Source organism: Pseudomonas sp. 02C 26 (assembly GCF_002843585.1).
Classification (GTDB): domain Bacteria; phylum Pseudomonadota; class Gammaproteobacteria; order Pseudomonadales; family Pseudomonadaceae; genus Aquipseudomonas; species Aquipseudomonas shirazensis.
This window is the reverse complement of record NZ_CP025262.1, coordinates 2,254,865-2,272,126: the sequence shown is the minus strand read 5'-3', so window position 1 is coordinate 2,272,126 and position 17,262 is coordinate 2,254,865. Positions and strand designations below refer to the sequence as shown.

Genomic DNA, 17,262 nt, shown 5'->3' with positions numbered 1-17,262 from the left:
GCCGGCCTCCTCAGACGATAGGATCATGAACGGTCACCAATTTGGTGCCGTCAGGAAAGGTTGCCTCGACCTGCACGTCATGGATCATTTCCGGTACGCCGGGCATGACCTGATCGCGCCGCAGCACCTCACGGCCAAGGCTCATCAGTTCGGCGACGGTACGGCCATCGCGGGCCCCCTCCATCACCGCGGCGCTGATCAACGCCAGCGCTTCCGGGTAGTTGAGCTTCAGGCCACGGCCCAGGCGGCGCTCGGCCAGCAATGCGGCAGTGAACAGCAGCAGCTTGTCTTTCTCTCTGGGGGTCAGTTCCACGGCGTCTCTCTCAGGTAGCCCAGATGCGCGGCGGGCATGGCGCCAGGCCGAGAACGGCCGGGCGCAGCACATGCCAAAGGCGCTGCAGGGTGTGTTGCAGATGTTGATTGTCGTGATCGAGCAGGCGGATCACCAGCAGCTCGCCCAGCAAAGTTGCCCCGACCGGGTTGCCAAGGCTGTCGAGCAGCTCACGGACCTGCTCCAGCAACGCCTGGTCAGCGGGCGCGGCGCAAAAGGTCGCCAGCAGTGGATGCCCGCCGACCTTGTCCAGGCGCCCGCCCTCGATGCGCAGGCGCTCGTGCAGGCCCGGATCACCCGGCAGCTCGACGCGCAGGCAGCTGTCCAGCGCGCCTTGCTCGAAGCGCTCGTTCATTACCGGACGGCCCAGGCATAGCGTTTCCCAGGCGAGCAAACGCGCGCCCGGCTCCAGGGTGAAGCGGCTGTCCAGGCTCGCCCTGGCGCCGGAAAAGAAGATGCTGTCCTGAGGCAGCCATTCCAGGGTGCTCCCGGCCTGCAGGTGAAAGTGCTGATGCAAGCGCGCGGTCGGGCCGATGCTGCGGTAGAACTTGCTCGCACCGGGCATGGTCAGCAGCGCGTGGCTGCCGGCTTCCAGCTGGATGTCCAGCTCAAGCCGGTCGCCGGCGACGATGCCGCCTGGCGGGTGCAGGATATACACGTGGCATGGGCTGCCTTCCGGATAAAACGGTCGTTGCACCAAAAGAGGTCCGAAATGCTTGCGCGCACCAAGGCGGGTCACGCCGTCGCGTTGCACAAAGCGCAGTTGCAGGTAGGCGCTCCACCCGCTGTCGTCGTCTTGCTGCTCGATCTGTTGCGCCAAAGACATCCTGGCCCCCTGAAAATCCCGGCCCTGCGGCCTTGAGCCGATCAGAATGGCGCCGTTGCGCGCCGCGTCTGACCAGTCGATCAATTTTGCTTGGGGGATGCTTTGCAGATTGCGGGCCAACTCTGCCCTGGCGCGAGGCACAAAGCGCTCTGGCAAGAGGCACCGGGGCGCATGCCGCACACTTAAAGGGCGTCGCCCGGCCCCGTTTCAGTGCTGCCAGGTTGGTGCTGGAGGACGCGAAGCGGGTTACAGTAGCGCCTCCAGCTGACCAAGGAAGTCACCATGCAATTAGCCCCTGCCATCCCGATCCTGCGGATCTTCTCGGTCGACAAGGCCAAAGAGTTCTATCTCGATTTTCTCGGGTTCACGCTCGATTGGGAGCACCGGTTCAGCCCGGATCTGCCGCTGTACGCACAAATCCGTCGCGATGGGCTGATCCTGCATCTGTCGGAACACCACGGTGACGCCTCGCCCGGTTCGACCATCTTTGCCCGCATCGACGACCTGCGCGCGCTGGAGCGTGAACTGCAGGACAAACAGTACGGCTATGCCCGCCCCGAGGCCGAAACCGTCGATTGGGGCCTGCAGATGCAGATCTGGGATCCGTTCGGCAACCGCCTGCGCTTCTGCCAGCAGAGCGAAGACTAACGGTTGCCCTCGGCCAGCCGGCCTGGCCGGGTCAGGCTTTACCCATGCCAGGGTATCCGCTAGGCTTGGCCTTCATCCCTTCAAACAGGTATTGGTCCAATGCGCCATTGATGCCGCCGTCACCTCGACGGCCAGCCTTCAGCCCTCAGCTCTCGCCTGGGGATGTCGCGGCATGAGTGGAGTTGTGCATGACCAATACCTCGATCCTGACGCTGGACGGCGTCACCCTGGCCTTGCCCGATGGCAGGCAGCTGTTTGCCCCGATCAGTGAATCCTTCGACCAACGCCGCACCGGCCTGGTCGGTGTCAATGGCGTCGGCAAGAGCCTGCTCGGGCAGATCCTCGCCGGCTCGCTGGCACCCAGCGAGGGTCGCTGCCTGCGCAGCGGCCGGGTGCATTACCTTCATCAACATTTTGTAAGCCAGTGCAGCACAGTGGCAGAGCTGGCGCAGGTGGGTTCGGTCGTTGCTGCGCTGCAGCGCATAGAAGCAGGCAGCGCTGACCCGGCAGATTTCGACGTAGTGGCTGAACGCTGGGATATCCGCGAGCGAGTGCAAGCCCAGCTGGACCGCCATGGGCTCGGCCAGCTTGAGCTGGAGCGCGATGCAGCGAGCTTGAGCGGGGGCCAGGCGATGCGTGTGGCGCTGATCGGCGCGCTGGTTAGCCAGGCCGATTATCTGATCCTTGATGAGCCGAGCAACCACCTCGACGTGGATGCTCGCGAGCAACTGCACCAGATGCTGCTGGGCTGGGTCAAAGGCCTGCTGGTAATCAGCCACGATCGCACCCTGCTTGGGCACATGCAGCGGATTGTCGAGCTGACCCCGCAAGGCCTGCACAGCTACTCCGGTGACTACCGGCACTATGAGCACACCAAAGCGCATGAACAGGCGTGTGCCCTGCACACCCTTGATCGCCTCAAGCGCGAACGGCGCCGTCAGACGCAGGTGCTGCAACAGCAACGCGAGAGCCTCGAGCGACGGCAAGCCGACGCGGGGCGCCAGGCCAGACAGGCCAATCAAGCAAAAATCCTTATCGGCCGTCAGCAGCAGCGCAGCCAGGCCACTGCCGGTAGACAGCAGCGCGAACACCAGGCAGCCGAGGCCAAGCTGCACGCGCAACTGCGCCAGGCCAACAAGCAGGTCGAACGCAACAGCCCCATCGTCATGCACGCGCCGGACGCTGGCCGCAGCCAAGGCAAATCGGTGCTGAGCGTCAGCGGCTTGCAGTTGCCCCGGGGCAGCCAGGCGCCGCTCAATTTCCATCTGCGCAGCGGCGAGCACATGGCTGTGATCGGTGCCAACGGGACCGGCAAATCGACACTGTTGAAGGTGCTGGCGGGCCAGCTCCAGGCCAGCGCAGGTAGCTTTCAGGTATACGGTGAGGTCGCCCTGCTCGACCAACATTACAGCCTGCTGCCCGCCGAACTGAGCGCCCTCGCCTTCCTCCGCCTGGCCAACCCAGGGCTGGCCCACAGCGAGGTGCGGACCCGCCTGGCGCAATTGGGCCTGGACGCGGCAAGGGTGGAGATGCCCACTGCCCTGCTCAGCGGTGGCGAACGGCTCAAGGCCGCTCTGGCCGGGCTCCTCTATCGCCAGCGGCCGGTCGACCTGCTGCTGTTGGACGAACCGAGCAATCACCTCGACCTGCCGTCGCTGCTGGCGCTGGAACGGATGCTCGATCAGTTCTGCGGTGGCCTACTGGTGGCCTGCCATGACCAGGCCTTTTTACAACGCCTGCAACTACACGATTCGCTACGGCTTGGATGAATCTGAGACTGGACGTTTCCGATCTGCGGCGGATGTATTATCGTGGCGTGGTGCGCAAATAACAGCAGCCCGAGTGATCGGGCATCTGCAAGACAATCGAGGGTGTCATGAGTAACGAGAGCATTAACTGGGACAAGCTGGGCTTCGACTACATCAAGACTGACAAGCGCTTCCTGTCCGTGTTCCGCGATGGCGAGTGGGACAAGGGCACCCTGACCGATGACAACGTGCTGCACATCAGCGAAGGCTCGACCGCCCTGCACTACGGCCAGCAGTGTTTTGAAGGCCTCAAGGCCTATCGCTGCAAGGATGGCACCGTCAACCTGTTCCGCCCGGATCAGAACGCCCTGCGTATGCAGCGCAGCTGCGACCGCCTGCTGATGCCGCGGGTGCCGACCGAGCAGTTCATCGAAGCCTGCAAACAGGTAGTCAAGGCCAACGAGCGGTTCGTGCCGCCACACGGCAAGGGCGCTCTGTACCTGCGTCCGTTCGTGATCGGTACCGGTGACAATATCGGCGTGCGTACCGCACCTGAGTTTATCTTCTCGGTATTCGCGATCCCGGTCGGTTCGTACTTCAAGGGCGGCATGACCCCGCACAAGTTCCTGATCTCCGATTTCGACCGCGCCGCGCCGCAGGGCACTGGTGCCGCCAAAGTCGGTGGCAACTACGCGGCAAGCCTGCAGCCGGGCTACGAGGCGAAGAAAGCCGGCTTCGCCGATTGCATCTACCTCGACCCGCTGACCCACTCGAAGATTGAAGAAGTCGGTTCGGCCAACTTCTTTGGCATCACTGCCAACAACGAGTTCGTCACGCCGAAGTCGGCTTCGGTACTGCCGGGCATCACCCGCCTGTCGCTGATGGAGCTGGCCGAATCGCGTCTGGGCCTGAAGGTGGTCGAAGGCGACGTACAGATCAACAACCTCGAGCGCTTCGTCGAGGCCGGTGCCTGTGGCACCGCGGCAGTGATCACGCCGATTGGTGGCATCCAGTACAACGGCAAGCTGCATGTGTTCCACAGTGAAACCGAAGTCGGCCCGGTCACCACCAAACTCTACAACGAGCTGACCGGCATCCAGAGCGGCGACGTCGAAGCGCCGGCTGGCTGGATCGTCAAGGTCGCGTAAGCGCTAACGCCATGCCCTTGCGGGGCAAGTCTGCTCTCACTACCGCGTGCGGTTGGGTGAGAGTGGGCTTGCCCCGCAGTGCTTTTTAGCCAGATGAATTTTTCTTAAATCGCCGCTTGGCTATTCTTTGGCACAATCGAACCTTAATTCGCCGCCCAGGAACCAGCATGCCCCGCGTACTGACCATCGAAGACGACGCCGTCACCGGCCAGGAAATCGTCGCTGAACTGACCAGCCACGGCCTGGATGTAGAGTGGGCAGACAATGGCCGCGAAGGCCTGGCCAAGGCCATTGCCGGTGGCTACGACCTGATCACCGTGGACCGCATGCTGCCCGAAGTCGATGGCCTGACCATCGTCACCACCCTGCGCAGCCTGAAGATTGCCACCCCGATCCTGATGATCAGCGCCCTTTCCGACGTTGACGAACGCGTGCGCGGCTTGCGTGCCGGCGGCGACGATTACCTGACCAAGCCGTTTGCCTCCGACGAAATGGCTGCCAGGGTCGAAGTGCTGCTGCGCCGTAACAGCGTACCGATGACCCAGACCCGCCTGCAGGTGGCGGACCTCGAGCTGGACCTGATCAGCCATGAAGCCCGTCGCGGCGAGCAAACGCTGAACCTGCTGCCCACCGAATACAAGCTGCTCGAATACCTGATGCGCCACGCCGGCCAGGTAATCACCCGGATGATGATTTTCGAGGAGGTGTGGGGCTATCACTTCGACCCAGGCACCAACCTGATCGACGTGCACATCGGCCGCTTGCGCAAGAAGATCGACGCTCCCGGCCAGTGCGCACTGATTCGAACCGTGCGGGGCTCGGGCTATGCCATTGCTGAACCCGTCTAAAGGCTGGAGCTCGTCCACCAGTCGCCTGCTGGCGCTGTACAGCTTTCTCTTCGTGGCCTGGAGCAGCATCCTCATGGGGGTGCTGTATTTCGAGGTTTCTAGCTACCTGAACAAGCTCACCCGTCATTCCATGCTGCAGCGTCAGCATCTGTTTGCGCACATGAGCGGCAAGCAGCTGGACGACGCCCTGATCGCCAGCCAGGCTTTCGAAGAGCGCAGTTTCGACGCCTATGGCCTGTTCGACGCACAGCTCAATCCACTGGGCGGGCGTATCCGCGCCATCCCCAAGGAGCTGCGCCTGGACGGCAAGGTGCATGAGCTCAAGCACTGCCTGGACAGCGCCGACCCGGGCATGATCCACGAGACCTGCGACGCGGTTGCGATCAAGGTGCAGGACGGTCGCTGGCTGGTACTGTTTCGCGACAACGGCTCGTTGTTCGTGGTCACGCGGATCATCCTGGATGCGTTGCTGTGGGGCATCTCCCTGACCCTCATACCAGGCTTTGCCGGTTGGTACCTGCTGCGCAGGCGGCCGCTCAAGCGGATCCGCGCGGTGCAGGCCAGCGCCGAACTGATCGTGGCCGGCGACCTGACCCACCGCCTGCCATTGTCGGCCCGGCGCGATGAGCTGGACATGCTGGCGGCCATCGTCAACGCCATGCTCGACCGCATCGAGCGGCTGATGCATGAAGTCAAGGGCGTCTGCGACAACATTGCCCATGACCTGCGCACGCCCCTGACGCGGCTACGTGCGCAGCTGTATCGGATTCGCCAGCAGAGCGGCGAGGATTCTGCCCAAGCCGAGGCGCTGGATCAGGCCATCGGCGAGACTGACACGTTGATGGCGCGGTTTCGCGGATTGTTGCGCATCAGTGAACTGGAGGACCGCCAGCGCCGCGCCGGCTTCGTCCAGCTTGATCCACAGGCACTGCTGGTCGAGCTGCATGACTTCTACCTGCCGCTGGCCGAGGACCGCACTATCGAGCTACAACTGGAGCAGCCAGCGCAGTTGCCGGCGCTGCACGGCGATCGCGAGCTGCTGTTCGAGGCGCTGGCCAATCTGGTCGGCAACGCGATCAAGTTCACCCCTGAAGGTGGCCAGGTGCGCATTGCTGCCAGTCAGGATGCCAGCGGCGTGCATGTAGCGATCGAAGACAGCGGGCCAGGCATCCCGGAACAGGAACGCACCGCCGTACTCAAGCGTTTCTATCGGAGTGAGGAAGGTCATCGCCACCCTGGCTTCGGCCTCGGGCTGTCGATAGTTGCAGCGATCGTTGACTTGCACGGCTTCACCCTTGAAATCGGTGAAAGCCAATGGGGCGGCGCCAGGCTGGTCCTGCACTGCCCGCTCGCCAGCTGAACACCGGGGCCGCATTGCGCGGCCCCGGCACTGCGGTCAGTCAGCCAGGCGCCAGGTGGTGGCGCCTTTGCTGTCCTCAAGCACCACACCCATCGCCGTGAGCTGATCACGGATACGGTCGGACTCGGCCCAGTTCTTGTCAGTCCGAGCCTGCAGGCGCGCCTGAATCAGCGCCTCCACTTCAGCGGCGTCGACCTTGCCCTCGGCGCCGGCCCGCAGGAAGTCATCAGCCTCCAGTTGCAGTACACCGAGCACCTCACCCAACTCGCGCAGGCGCCCAGCCAGGCCAGCGGCAGCCTCGACGTCTGTGTCGCGCAGGCGGTTGATCTCGCGTACCAGGTCGAATAGCACGGCGCAGGCTTCGGGGGTGCCGAAGTCATCGTTCATCGCCACACTGAAGCGCTCGACAAATGCCTCACCGCCCGCAGGAACGACCCGTGGCAGGCCGCGCAGTGCGTGGTAAAAGCGCTCAAGCGCACCTTTGGCGTCGCGCAGGCTGTCTTCCGAGTAGTTGATCGCGCTGCGGTAGTGGCTAGCCACCAACAAGTAGCGGACCACTTCCGGGTGATACTTTTCCAGCACGTCACGGATGGTGAAGAAGTTGTTCAACGACTTCGACATCTTCTCGCCATTGATGCGGATCATGCCGCAGTGCATCCAGGCATTGGCGTACTGCTTGCCAGTGGCCGCTTCGCTTTGCGCGATCTCGTTCTCGTGGTGCGGGAACTCGAGGTCGCTGCCGCCGCCGTGAATGTCGAAGCTCTCGCCCAGGCAGCAGGTGGACATCACCGAGCACTCGATGTGCCAGCCCGGACGGCCCGGGCCCCATGGCGAATCCCAGCTTGGTTCGCCCGGCTTGACGCCCTTCCACAGGACAAAGTCGAGTGGATCCTGCTTGGCCTCGTCAACTTCGATACGGGCGCCGATGCGCAGGTCTTCGATCTTCTTGCGCGACAGCTTGCCGTAACCGACGAACTTGCCCACCCGGTAGTACACATCGCCATTACCCGGTGCGTAGGCATAACCCTTGTCGATCAGAGTCTGGATCATCGCGTGCATGCCAGCGATGTGCTCGGTGGCACGCGGCTCCTGATCCGGCGGCAAGATGTTCAGGCGGCGCTCGTCTTCGTGCATTGCATCGATCATGCGTGCGGTCAGCGCATCGAAGGTCTCGCCGTTTTCATTGGCCCGGTTGATGATCTTGTCATCGATGTCGGTAATGTTGCGCACGTAAGTCAGATCAAAGCCGCTCTTGCGCAGCCAGCGAGTGACCAGGTCGAAGGCCACCATGCTGCGGCCGTGGCCGAGGTGGCAGTAGTCGTACACGGTCATGCCGCAGACATACATGCGCACCTTGTTGCCATCCAGCGGCTTGAAGGCTTCCTTGGTCTTGCTCAGCGTGTTGTAGATGTTAAGCACGGCGATTCCTTAGCTGCCCCAGGAGTCACGCAGGGTGACAGTGCGGTTGAACACCGGGCGGCCCGGCTGGGTGTCTTTCAGGTCGGCGCAGAAGTAACCCTCGCGCTCGAACTGGAAACGGTCTTCAGGCTGGGCGTTGGCCAGCGAAGGTTCCGCACGACAGCCGCTCAGCACCTGCAGCGAATCGGGGTTGATGTTGTCCAGGAAGCTGCCGCCCTCTTCGGTTTTCTCCGGGTTAGGCGAACGGAACAGGCGGTCGTACAGGCGTACTTCGCACTCGACGCTGGCCGCTGCCGGCACCCAGTGAATCACGCCCTTGACTTTGCGCCCCTCAGGGTTCTTGCCAAGGGTGTCCGGATCGTACGAGCAGCGCAGTTCGACAATGTTGCCATCGGCGTCCTTGATCGCTTCGTCGGCACGGATCACGTAGCTGCCGCGCAGACGCACTTCGCCGTTCGGCTCCAGGCGCTTGTAGCCTTTTGGCGGCTCTTCCATGAAATCGTCACGGTCGATGTACAGCTCACGGGCGAAGGGCAACGCGCGCACGCCCATGTCTTCTTTCGGGTGGCGTGGCAGCTCGAGGTTTTCGACCTGGCCTTCCGGATAGTTGGTGATCACTACCTTCAACGGCCGCAGTACACACATGGCGCGCGGCGCGGTGCGGTCGAGGTCATCGCGGATGCTGAACTCGAGCATGTTCATGTCGACCACTCCGTCCGAGCGGTTGGTGCCGATCATGTCGCAGAAGTTGCGGATCGAGGCCGGGGTGTAACCACGACGACGGAAGCCCGACAGGGTCGACATGCGCGGGTCATCCCAACCCTGCACGTGTTTCTCGTCAACCAACTGCTTGAGCTTGCGCTTGGAGGTGATGGTGTAGTTCAGGTTGAGCCGGCTGAACTCGTACTGACGCGGGTGCGCCGGCACTGGCAGGTTGTCGAGGAACCACTCGTACAACGGGCGATGACCTTCGAACTCCAGGGTGCAGATCGAGTGGGTAATGCCCTCGATCGCGTCCGACTGGCCGTGGGTGAAGTCGTAGTTGGGGTAGATGCACCACTTGTCACCGGTCTGGTGATGGTGGGCATGGCGGATCCGGTAGAGGATCGGGTCACGCAGGTTCATGTTCGGCGAGGCCATGTCGATCTTGGCCCGCAGCACGCGCTCGCCATCAGCGAACTCGCCGGCTTTCATGCGCGCGAACAGGTCGAGGTTTTCTTCGACGCTGCGCTCCCGGAACGGGCTGTTCTTGCCAGGTTCGGTGAGGTTGCCGCGGTATTCCTTGGCTTGCTCCGGAGTCAGGTCGCAGACATAGGCGTTACCCGACTTGATCAGCTCGACCGCCCAGTCGTGCAACTGGTCGAAGTACTGCGAGGCATAGCGCACGGGACCGGTCCAGTTGAAGCCCAGCCACTTGACGTCGCTCTGGATCGCGTCGATGTACTCCTGGTCTTCCTTGGCCGGGTTGGTGTCGTCGAAGCGCAGGTGACAGGCACCGCCGAACTCTTCGGCCAGGCCGAAGTTGACGCAGATCGACTTGGCGTGGCCAATGTGCAGGTAACCGTTGGGCTCCGGCGGGAAGCGGGTGACTATCTGCGTGTGCTTGCCCGAGTCCAGGTCAGCCTGAACGATCGGCCGCAGGAAGTTTGCAGGGACGGCGGGAGCGCCTTTGGCAGCGGCGTTGGGCGCGTTGTCGGCAGTGGGCTTGCTCATAGGATCCTTGAATGCTGGTGTTCAGCCCGGGTAGGCCGATTGAATCAAAGGGCCTATCATAGCCGAAGCAGTCAAGCTGCTGACAGCCGGGCGCCGACAAAGTGGCGCGATTTATCGCAACCCAGGCAAAATGGCGCCGCGCGCGCTGTGTCGCGGCAAGCCAATCCTGCGTCAGCTGATGTACGCGTGCTGCGCGCAGCCAATTTCTGTATGCCTTGAAGAGTGAATTTGAGCATGTCCCAAGTCAAACTGACCACCAACCACGGCGATATCGTCCTGGAACTGAACGCCGAGAAGGCGCCGCTGACCGTTGCAAACTTCCTCGCATACGTCGAAGCCGGCCACTACAGCAATACCGTTTTCCACCGTGTGATCAAAGGTTTCATGATCCAGGGCGGCGGTTTTGAACCCGGCATGAGCGAGAAGAAAGACAAGCGCCCAAGCATTCAGAACGAAGCCGACAACGGCCTGAAGAACGACAGGTACACCATCGCCATGGCCCGCACCATGGAACCGCACTCGGCCTCGGCGCAGTTCTTCATCAACGCCTCCGACAACGGTTTCCTTAATCACAGCGGCAAGAACACCCAAGGCTGGGGCTACGCGGTATTTGGCGAAGTCATCGAAGGCAAGGACGTGGTCGACAAAATCGAAGCCGTTGCCACCGGTTCCAAAGCCGGCCACCAGGACGTGCCGAAAGAAGACGTGATCATCGAGAAAGCCGAGATCATTGGGTGATTCTGCTGATCTCTGATCTGCACCTGCAAGAAGAACGCCCGGAGATTACCCGGGCGTTTGTTGACCTGCTCGAAGGTCGCGCACGCCACGCCAGAGCGCTGTACATCCTCGGTGACTTTTTCGAGGCATGGATCGGCGATGACGCGATGACCCCGTATCAGCGGTCGATCTGCCAGGCATTGCGTAACTTGAGCGACAGCGGTACCGCTATTTACCTGATGCACGGCAACCGCGACTTTCTCCTCGGCGAGGATTTCTGTGCTGCCGCTGGCTGCACCTTGCTCGCCGATCCCAGTGTGGTCGATCTGGGCGGCGAGCCGGTACTGCTGATGCACGGCGACACGTTGTGCACCCGCGACGTCGGCTACATGAAGCTGCGCCGCTATCTGCGTAGCCCGCTGACGCTGTGGGTGCTGCGCCACCTGCCGCTGTCCATGCGACTCAAGCTGGCACGCAAGCTGCGCAGCGAAAGCAAGACCCAGACCCGCATGAAAAACACCGAGATTGTCGATGTCACACCCGATGAAGTCCCGCGGGTGATGGCGGCGCACGGCGTGCGCACGCTGGTCCACGGGCACACCCACCGGCCGGCGATCCACAAGTTGCTGGTCGATGGCAGCCCAGCGCGCAGGATTGTTCTGGGCGACTGGGACCGTCGCGGCTGGGCTTTGCAGGTAGATGATCAGGGTTTCCAGCTGGCGCCGTTCGACTTCACCTGAGTCGTCGACGTCGGCTGCTGTACTCACCAAGGCCGCTGTTGCAGATATCTGCGACAGCGGCCTTGTCTATCCCAGCGCTTAATCTGCGCTGCTGACCGGCGCAGCCTTGTCGCGCTCACTGATGACCGACCGCCGATACTGCGGGTCAGCCTTGATCTGCGCTTCAGTGAACGCAAGCGGTGCCAGCTGCTTGGCAGCAAACGCACGAGTCTGGTCGGCATGGTGCGCCGAGGCCGCTTCGCTGGACTGCGAAAACGCCAGCAAGCCCTGAGCCTGCGGCCCTTGCTCGGTGAAGCTGACGATTTGCAGGTAACTGGTGCCGCTGACGACCAGACGCTTGCCCTGCCCCACTGGCACACTGTACATGGCGTTGTAGACGCCCAGCTCCTGCGGTCCGCCTGGCACCGGGGTGCCGTCCGCCGCCTGCTGGATTTGCCCCCAGCGGCTGTCTGCGCTTATCCCGGATTGGTTTACCTGGTCTTGCGCGGCCAGCGCCGCCTGGTGCAGCAGATTGCGTACAGCGGCCTGCTCGACGGCCAACCCACGCGGTGTGTGCTCTGGGTCGGCCGGATCATAGGCCACGCGCCAGCTCTGCGGATGCTCGGCCATCGCTTCGGCGATTTGCTCGAAATACAGCAGACCCACGCCGGCATCCAGGTCAGCCTTGCCATTCCAGGCCTTGAGGCCTTGGCACAGCTGGGCAACGTCAGCCCCGCCCCCCTTGCACCAATCAAGCAGCTCCGGCAGCAGCAGGCTGGCCAGATAGACCTCATCATCAAACACCATGCCTTGCAGTTCAGCGACGCCGAGCTTGCCACGGCCCTGCAGCCGCTGCAGGGCGAAGCGGCCGCGCATGCTCAGGGGCTGATCATCGCGACTGACCAGCGGCGAAAAGCCCAGCAACGGCTGCGCCGGATTGCTCATCCGCGCCGGGTCATTGGAGTTCTGCACAAAGTCGCGCCGTTCAAGGCTCGGCAACAGTCGCGCCGGAACGATACCTGCCTGCGCCGCCTGTGGGTCGCTTTGCCACTGGCACGTACTGCGCGAGCCATCCAGTACCACCAGCTTGGTGCCGGCTGCCGGGTCGCTGCACTGCGCCAGCGTCTGCTGATCGACATAGGGTACAACCGATTGATTGAGGTACAACGACCGCCCGCCGGCATCGACTGCCAGCGTGTTGACCCAAGGAATCCCTTGCAGCTCAGCAACAGAGCCCCTCAGGGCGTCAAGGCTGTCGGCGCGGTTGATCCGATACCACTGCTGCAGCACGCGGCTGTTGTCCAGATTGGCATCGCGCAGGCTGTAGGCGTAGCGGTTGTCCCAGTCAAGCTTGCCTGGCCACTGCACAACCGGGCCGAACTTCGATGTGTAGACCTGCCGCTCGACCTCGCGCAGTGAGCCATCCTCGTCCTTGACCGTAACCCGCAGGGATTGCCGCGCCAGTGGCAGCGACTTGCCATCGAGCAAATAACGGGTTGCATCCTTGGGGTCCAGCTGCAGCCGGTAAAGCGTGAAGTGCTTGGAGGTATCTACCGTATGCGTCCAGGCCAGATGTTGATTGAAGCCGATATTGATCAGCGGCAGGCCCGGCAGCGCCGCCCCCATCACATTCAACCGACCTGGAATGGTCAGCTGCATCTGATAAAAACGCATACCGCCCATCCACGGGAAATGCGGATTGGCCAGCAGCAGCCCGCGACCATTGCTGGAGCGCTCCGAGCCCACCGCTACCGCGTTACTGCCACGCTGCATGGCGAACAGTGCCTGGCGCTCGAGCGCCAGCCTGAAGTCAGCGGCCTGACGCTGCGCAGCGAGCTTGGGCGGTGATGCGCCAACCAGCGCTTCGACGAACTGCCCGGCGCCGCCCTCGGCCAACAAGCGCCGGGTCAGCTTGACCAGATCCAGGCTGGTCAACGGTCGCACCCACTCACCCCCGCCGCACTCCGCCGGCAAGCCTTGCGCCCGCCGCTCGCCAAGCGCGCGATTGAAGCCACTGGCATAGCCTTCGAGCAGGTTGCGCACCTCCACCGGCTGAGCCTGCAGAAAAGCACTGACTGCAGCGGGCGTGTTGAGCCAGGTGAAGAACAGATCACTGTCGAGGTTGTTGCGCTGCTCAACGGTTTTGCCCTGGCCGCCGAAATAACGCGAGCGTTCGCCGTTGACCGTCAGCACCTCATTGGCCAGCAGGCACAGGTTGTCCTGCGCATAGGCGTAGCCGATCCCGTAGCCAAGTCCCCGCTCGTCGCTGGCCAGGATGTGCGGCACGCCAAAGCTGGTGCGGCGGATTTCGGCGCTGGCAGCAGCAGCGCTTTCACGGGGCTGGGCCAGCAGGCCGAATACCGCCAACGCAACAGCCACACTCAACTGAGCGCGGCGGCGCAAATATAGGTTCACGGGCGTTCCTTGAGTATCTGAGGTCATCCCGTTGAGACGAATAGCTGGACGAAAATTTTACGCATGCAGCCGTGCTGACACGTCTTGAACAGAATCAGCCGTTTATTTTTCCGGCAAAACTGCAGTTTTCCCAATCTCGTTCGTCTTTATCAATGAGGAACCATGATTTCGGGACAGCCCACGAAAAGGAGCATTCACATGTATCAGCCACAACAGGCCCCAGCCAAGCCGAACGGCGCAGCCAATGCCGGCGCTGGGCAACTTGCCGATAGTGAAGAGCGGATTGGCAATGAGCTGATTCGCGAGCTGCTGCGCACATATGGCCTGCGCACCAGCCTGATCCGACTGAAGGTGATCGATGCCTTGCATGCCGCTGATCGTAACGGTCGCAGTGTCGGTGTGCGCGGCATCCATGCGCAGCTTGAACAGCTCGACATCCCGTTGTCATTTCTGAGCGTGCGCGAAGTGCTCAAGCGACTTTGCGCCGAGGGCGTGATCAGCTTGGGCGGCGACAAGTGCTACAGCCTCAATCCAGAGGCACGCGCCGTACTCGAGTCGGCTCAAGTACGCTGAGCCGCCGGCCGGCCAGGATGGCCGGCCCGCTGGATTCAGGGTTTGACCTTGCGCCGCAACAAACCGTTGATCACCACTACGATCACTGCAATAGCAATGGCGCAGTACTGGAACGTCTGCTCGGTGATCGTTCCCTGCTTTTGCAGGTAGGAAAGCCCCAGCATCATGCCCAGTACCACCAGGATGATCAGGATCGAGTATTTCAGGCGCTGCACGTGTGTCATCGGGAGTTCCTTGCGACATCAGAGACATTGGGCTCACATGGAGCCGAGGCAATGATACAACGGCATCAGGCGCAGGCGTGTATTTCCTGCTGAGCCACATCCGCGTCTCCTGAAAGCATAGGGGTTCTACCCAGCCCATAGGTGCCCCCATGCTGAATACTTGTCTACGCATCCTCACTCTCTGGTTTGCCGCAGCGTCGGCCCTGGCCGTCGAGCGGCCAGCGCTGTCCGATGATCGCCTGCATCAACTGGGTAGCCAACTCGCCCAAAGTGCCGGCTCAAGCCAGTGGCAACAACTGTGGCAACGCGTGCGCAACGCCGGTTATCTGAACCCCGCGGCTGACCAGCTGCATTTTCTTGTGGAGCAACGCGAGCTTCCCCGCCTCGCCCGGGAAACGCTGGCCCACGCCGACCAAGCAGGTCTGAGCGGACACGCGCAAGCGTTATACCGAAAAGACTTTGCGCCGACCGTGACAGGACGCATCAACGATCATCCAATGACCGCCCTGTGTTTGCTGGTCGACTACCGAGCACTCCCAGCAAGCATGGTCGACGCGCCCCACGCCTACCTGGCTGGCGTGAGCCTGCTGAGCAGCTATCCCTGTGACTGAGGGCAACCCTACCCATGGCAACTGTTCTGGCAAGGGAGCAAGAAGTTTCAAGGCGTACAGGCCGGCCCTGTCGCATAGTCCTACACCCCAATCTCTCGATCCCTGCGTCAAGCGCACCCAGGAACTACACACCTCGGTTCGCTTGACGCCTAGGACTGCCTGCACGGGTCATCGACAATCGAATCACGCCACGGGGCAAAAAACCCCGGCACGTTCTACCCAGTCATGGTCACGCACAGCGCAATCCATTACCCCACGAGGGAGCCACACACATGCAAATGCCAGACTTCAGCCGTATCGATATCGCCTTGCTGCCGCACTCACTGCAGTCACTCATTGAGTGTATCGGCATCGAAAATGCCTACAACCTGACCTGCGCCTATGGTGGGCGCCCCAAGTACATTCCCAAGCATCGCGACCGCACCAAGCTTGCAGAAGTGCTTCCAGCCGCAGCCCTGGACGCGCTGATAAAGCGTTTCGCCGGGGTTGCCCTGGAGATTCCCAAGGCCGACCACTTCCTGCGTCAACTGCGCAACTTGCAGATTCAGCAAGAGAGCGCAGATGGCCTCTCGCGCAGCCTGCTGGCCGACAAGTACGGGTTGAGCCTGCGCCAAATCGGCAACATTCGCCGTCAGGAAACCACGCCCGCTGAGCACCCCTAGTGCTAGCCAAGGAGCTGGATAATGTCTATTGATCCCACACTGGTCGGCTCGGTCATCAACGCCCTGCCCATGGACCGCATGATTTCCGCGCCATTACAGGCGATGATCCAGGCCCAGATCAGCGCCAGCAAAGCCTACGCAGACTTCCTGATGGGTGTATGCATCCAGAATGGCAAGGCGGTCGCGATCCAGATCGACTACGACGAAACGCTGATCGGCGCAGACGGTGAATACCAGGGCGTAGTGCAAAAGAGCCTGAAAGTGCCGTTGCTGGCCGCCGTCACCCACCCCAACATCGCTATCGAAGAAGGTCGGGTAGAGTTCGAGATCACCATCAGCCAGATGGCTGAACTGAGCACCTCCACCGAGCCCGACGCCAGCCTCACTGGTAGCCTCGGCTGGGGCCCGTTCAAGCTTGAAGTCAAAGGCAGCGTCAGCCAAAAGTCGACTCAGGTACGCAAGACCGATACCCGCGCCCGCTACGCGTTCAACACAACCGTTCGCCGTCAGGATCCGCCGGAGGCGATGATGCGGGTAATCGACTTTTTGACCGAAGCTGCTACCAGGCCGAGCCTTCTGCCTTCGGCAAACGCACGCAACCCTGGCGACATCTCCCAGGACGACACCCTGCCGCCTGTCGAGCAGGCATGACTGCAACGCCCTGCCGTGAATCCAGAGCCCGGCCTTGATGGCGGGCTTGCCGCCTAGAGGAGCGATGACTTTGGATGACACCCCTACCCCGCCCGCGCCCATGCTCTGCAGTGACCTGCGCGACATCACCCGCGGCCTGCAGGAAGCCGCTGCCGCCACCAACAGCTTGATCGCCCAGCAGTACATCACCCTGTTCGATCAGTTTTTCGATCATGACCCCGACGCCCTCGGCGCACCGATGAAAGCCAAAATGGTCGAGGTGGCCATAGATGGTCAGCACATGATCAGGGTGCCGCTGATTACCTTGGTGGCGCCCAAGGGCCTGGCCCTGGAGCGTATGCAGGTAGACCTTTCGGTCCGGGTAAGGAGCACAGAGATAAAAACTGCGCTGGCCGAAGCGGCCGATGCGCATGCGTGCGCTCGCTTCAAGGTCAGCATCGGCGCACAAGCACGCCGCGGCGATGGCCGCGACCCGGACGAAGTGCAGATCCGCATGCAGTTCCAGGCATGCGAGCCGCCTGAGGCGCTCAATCGCCTGATCGAGCAATACACCAACCTCATGGTGCCCACGCCGCGCGGCAACCCGCAGCCACCTGGAGCAGACAGCAACGAGTATGTCGAAGCGGCCAGCGTACGCTGACCCTCTCGA

General features: G+C 62.3%; 18 protein-coding genes. 12 read left to right on the top strand and 6 right to left on the bottom strand.

Annotated elements, in window-relative coordinates; translation table 11 throughout:
- Positions 1 to 10: 10 nt before the first annotated feature.
- Positions 11 to 313 carry an urease subunit gamma gene (locus CXQ80_RS10235; RefSeq protein WP_101319021.1) on the bottom strand — a complete coding sequence of 101 codons (303 nt, stop codon included), beginning with the start codon at positions 311 to 313 and terminating at the stop codon, positions 11 to 13.
- Between the two features lie 10 nt (positions 314 to 323).
- The gene (locus CXQ80_RS10230; protein WP_101323006.1) at positions 324 to 1,157 is read right to left on the bottom strand and encodes an urease accessory protein UreD; all 834 of its coding nucleotides are present in this window, start codon (positions 1,155 to 1,157) and stop codon (positions 324 to 326) included.
- A 282-nt stretch (positions 1,158 to 1,439) separates the two neighbouring features.
- Between CXQ80_RS10230 and CXQ80_RS10225 the strand changes: the two genes are divergently transcribed.
- From CXQ80_RS10225 to CXQ80_RS10205, 5 genes are all read left to right on the top strand, one after another.
- On the top strand, positions 1,440 to 1,805 hold the full coding sequence (locus CXQ80_RS10225) for a glyoxalase superfamily protein (protein ID WP_101319019.1): 366 nt from the start codon (positions 1,440 to 1,442) through the stop codon (positions 1,803 to 1,805).
- 188 nt (positions 1,806 to 1,993) lie between these two features.
- Positions 1,994 to 3,574, top strand: a complete 1,581-nt coding sequence (locus tag CXQ80_RS10220; protein WP_101319017.1) for an ABC-F family ATP-binding cassette domain-containing protein — start codon at positions 1,994 to 1,996, stop codon at positions 3,572 to 3,574.
- Between the two features lie 107 nt (positions 3,575 to 3,681).
- Positions 3,682 to 4,701 (top strand): branched-chain amino acid aminotransferase, encoded by a 1,020-nt coding sequence (locus CXQ80_RS10215; RefSeq protein ID WP_101319015.1) that lies wholly within the window; start codon positions 3,682 to 3,684, stop codon positions 4,699 to 4,701.
- A 167-nt stretch (positions 4,702 to 4,868) separates the two neighbouring features.
- A complete protein-coding gene (locus CXQ80_RS10210) occupies positions 4,869 to 5,549 on the top strand; it encodes a response regulator transcription factor (RefSeq protein WP_101319013.1) in 681 nt (226 codons plus the stop codon).
- The gene (locus tag CXQ80_RS10205) at positions 5,527 to 6,909 is read left to right on the top strand and encodes a HAMP domain-containing sensor histidine kinase (protein ID WP_101319011.1); all 1,383 of its coding nucleotides are present in this window, start codon (positions 5,527 to 5,529) and stop codon (positions 6,907 to 6,909) included. The genes CXQ80_RS10210 and CXQ80_RS10205 overlap by 23 nt, the downstream gene beginning before the upstream one ends.
- A gap of 36 nt (positions 6,910 to 6,945) precedes the next feature.
- Here CXQ80_RS10205 and cysS read toward each other — a convergent pair whose 3' ends face one another.
- Positions 6,946 to 8,328 (bottom strand): cysteine--tRNA ligase, encoded by a 1,383-nt coding sequence (cysS, locus tag CXQ80_RS10200; protein ID WP_101319009.1) that lies wholly within the window; start codon positions 8,326 to 8,328, stop codon positions 6,946 to 6,948.
- 9 nt (positions 8,329 to 8,337) lie between these two features.
- Positions 8,338 to 10,041: a glutamine--tRNA ligase/YqeY domain fusion protein gene (locus CXQ80_RS10195; protein WP_101319007.1), complete on the bottom strand. Its 1,704-nt coding sequence runs from the start codon at positions 10,039 to 10,041 to the stop codon at positions 8,338 to 8,340.
- A 234-nt stretch (positions 10,042 to 10,275) separates the two neighbouring features.
- Between CXQ80_RS10195 and CXQ80_RS10190 the strand changes: the two genes are divergently transcribed.
- Positions 10,276 to 10,779: a peptidylprolyl isomerase gene (locus tag CXQ80_RS10190; protein ID WP_101319005.1), complete on the top strand. Its 504-nt coding sequence runs from the start codon at positions 10,276 to 10,278 to the stop codon at positions 10,777 to 10,779.
- Positions 10,776 to 11,498 carry a UDP-2,3-diacylglucosamine diphosphatase gene (locus tag CXQ80_RS10185; protein WP_101319003.1) on the top strand — a complete coding sequence of 241 codons (723 nt, stop codon included), beginning with the start codon at positions 10,776 to 10,778 and terminating at the stop codon, positions 11,496 to 11,498. Before CXQ80_RS10190 ends, CXQ80_RS10185 begins: the two co-directional genes overlap by 4 nt.
- Before the next feature lie 78 nt (positions 11,499 to 11,576).
- Here CXQ80_RS10185 and CXQ80_RS10180 read toward each other — a convergent pair whose 3' ends face one another.
- Positions 11,577 to 13,892, bottom strand: a complete 2,316-nt coding sequence (locus tag CXQ80_RS10180) for an acylase (RefSeq protein WP_371918902.1) — start codon at positions 13,890 to 13,892, stop codon at positions 11,577 to 11,579.
- Between the two features lie 198 nt (positions 13,893 to 14,090).
- On the opposite strand from CXQ80_RS10180, the gene CXQ80_RS10175 reads away from it, so the two are divergent.
- Positions 14,091 to 14,465 (top strand): fe2+ zn2+ uptake regulation protein, encoded by a 375-nt coding sequence (locus CXQ80_RS10175; RefSeq protein ID WP_101318999.1) that lies wholly within the window; start codon positions 14,091 to 14,093, stop codon positions 14,463 to 14,465.
- Between the two features lie 35 nt (positions 14,466 to 14,500).
- Here the strand turns inward: CXQ80_RS10175 and CXQ80_RS10170 are convergent, their stop codons facing one another.
- Positions 14,501 to 14,689, bottom strand: coding sequence for a hypothetical protein (locus CXQ80_RS10170; protein WP_101318997.1), 189 nt, complete (start codon positions 14,687 to 14,689; stop codon positions 14,501 to 14,503).
- A 149-nt stretch (positions 14,690 to 14,838) separates the two neighbouring features.
- Between CXQ80_RS10170 and CXQ80_RS10165 the strand changes: the two genes are divergently transcribed.
- The 4 genes from CXQ80_RS10165 to CXQ80_RS10150 all read left to right on the top strand — a co-directional run bounded on the left by CXQ80_RS10165 (position 14,839) and on the right by CXQ80_RS10150 (position 17,253).
- Positions 14,839 to 15,300 (top strand): hypothetical protein, encoded by a 462-nt coding sequence (locus CXQ80_RS10165; RefSeq protein ID WP_101318995.1) that lies wholly within the window; start codon positions 14,839 to 14,841, stop codon positions 15,298 to 15,300.
- Positions 15,301 to 15,572: 272 nt separating this feature from the next.
- Complete coding sequence (locus CXQ80_RS10160; RefSeq protein WP_101318993.1) at positions 15,573 to 15,962, top strand: Mor transcription activator family protein; 390 nt, start codon at positions 15,573 to 15,575, stop codon at positions 15,960 to 15,962.
- 21 nt (positions 15,963 to 15,983) lie between these two features.
- The gene (locus CXQ80_RS10155) at positions 15,984 to 16,613 is read left to right on the top strand and encodes a DUF2589 domain-containing protein (RefSeq protein ID WP_101318991.1); all 630 of its coding nucleotides are present in this window, start codon (positions 15,984 to 15,986) and stop codon (positions 16,611 to 16,613) included.
- Positions 16,614 to 16,713: 100 nt separating this feature from the next.
- The gene (locus tag CXQ80_RS10150; RefSeq protein WP_101323005.1) at positions 16,714 to 17,253 is read left to right on the top strand and encodes a DUF2589 domain-containing protein; all 540 of its coding nucleotides are present in this window, start codon (positions 16,714 to 16,716) and stop codon (positions 17,251 to 17,253) included.
- Positions 17,254 to 17,262: the final 9 nt, after the last annotated feature.

What these genes read in the sequence shown, in the direction of transcription:
- CXQ80_RS10230 (WP_101323006.1), bottom strand. Translation starts at nt 1,157, where the DNA reads ATGTCTTTGGCGCAACAGATCGAGCAGCAAGACGACGACAGCGGGTGG.
- CXQ80_RS10225 (WP_101319019.1), top strand. Translation starts at nt 1,440, where the DNA reads ATGCAATTAGCCCCTGCCATCCCGATCCTGCGGATCTTCTCGGTCGAC.
- CXQ80_RS10220 (WP_101319017.1), top strand. Translation starts at nt 1,994, where the DNA reads ATGACCAATACCTCGATCCTGACGCTGGACGGCGTCACCCTGGCCTTG.
- CXQ80_RS10215 (WP_101319015.1), top strand. Translation starts at nt 3,682, where the DNA reads ATGAGTAACGAGAGCATTAACTGGGACAAGCTGGGCTTCGACTACATC.
- CXQ80_RS10210 (WP_101319013.1), top strand. Translation starts at nt 4,869, where the DNA reads ATGCCCCGCGTACTGACCATCGAAGACGACGCCGTCACCGGCCAGGAA.
- CXQ80_RS10205 (WP_101319011.1), top strand. Translation starts at nt 5,527, where the DNA reads ATGCCATTGCTGAACCCGTCTAAAGGCTGGAGCTCGTCCACCAGTCGC.
- CXQ80_RS10195 (WP_101319007.1), bottom strand. Translation starts at nt 10,041, where the DNA reads ATGAGCAAGCCCACTGCCGACAACGCGCCCAACGCCGCTGCCAAAGGC.
- CXQ80_RS10190 (WP_101319005.1), top strand. Translation starts at nt 10,276, where the DNA reads ATGTCCCAAGTCAAACTGACCACCAACCACGGCGATATCGTCCTGGAA.
- CXQ80_RS10175 (WP_101318999.1), top strand. Translation starts at nt 14,091, where the DNA reads ATGTATCAGCCACAACAGGCCCCAGCCAAGCCGAACGGCGCAGCCAAT.
- CXQ80_RS10170 (WP_101318997.1), bottom strand. Translation starts at nt 14,689, where the DNA reads ATGACACACGTGCAGCGCCTGAAATACTCGATCCTGATCATCCTGGTG.
- CXQ80_RS10165 (WP_101318995.1), top strand. Translation starts at nt 14,839, where the DNA reads ATGCTGAATACTTGTCTACGCATCCTCACTCTCTGGTTTGCCGCAGCG.
- CXQ80_RS10160 (WP_101318993.1), top strand. Translation starts at nt 15,573, where the DNA reads ATGCAAATGCCAGACTTCAGCCGTATCGATATCGCCTTGCTGCCGCAC.
- CXQ80_RS10155 (WP_101318991.1), top strand. Translation starts at nt 15,984, where the DNA reads ATGTCTATTGATCCCACACTGGTCGGCTCGGTCATCAACGCCCTGCCC.
- CXQ80_RS10150 (WP_101323005.1), top strand. Translation starts at nt 16,714, where the DNA reads ATGCTCTGCAGTGACCTGCGCGACATCACCCGCGGCCTGCAGGAAGCC.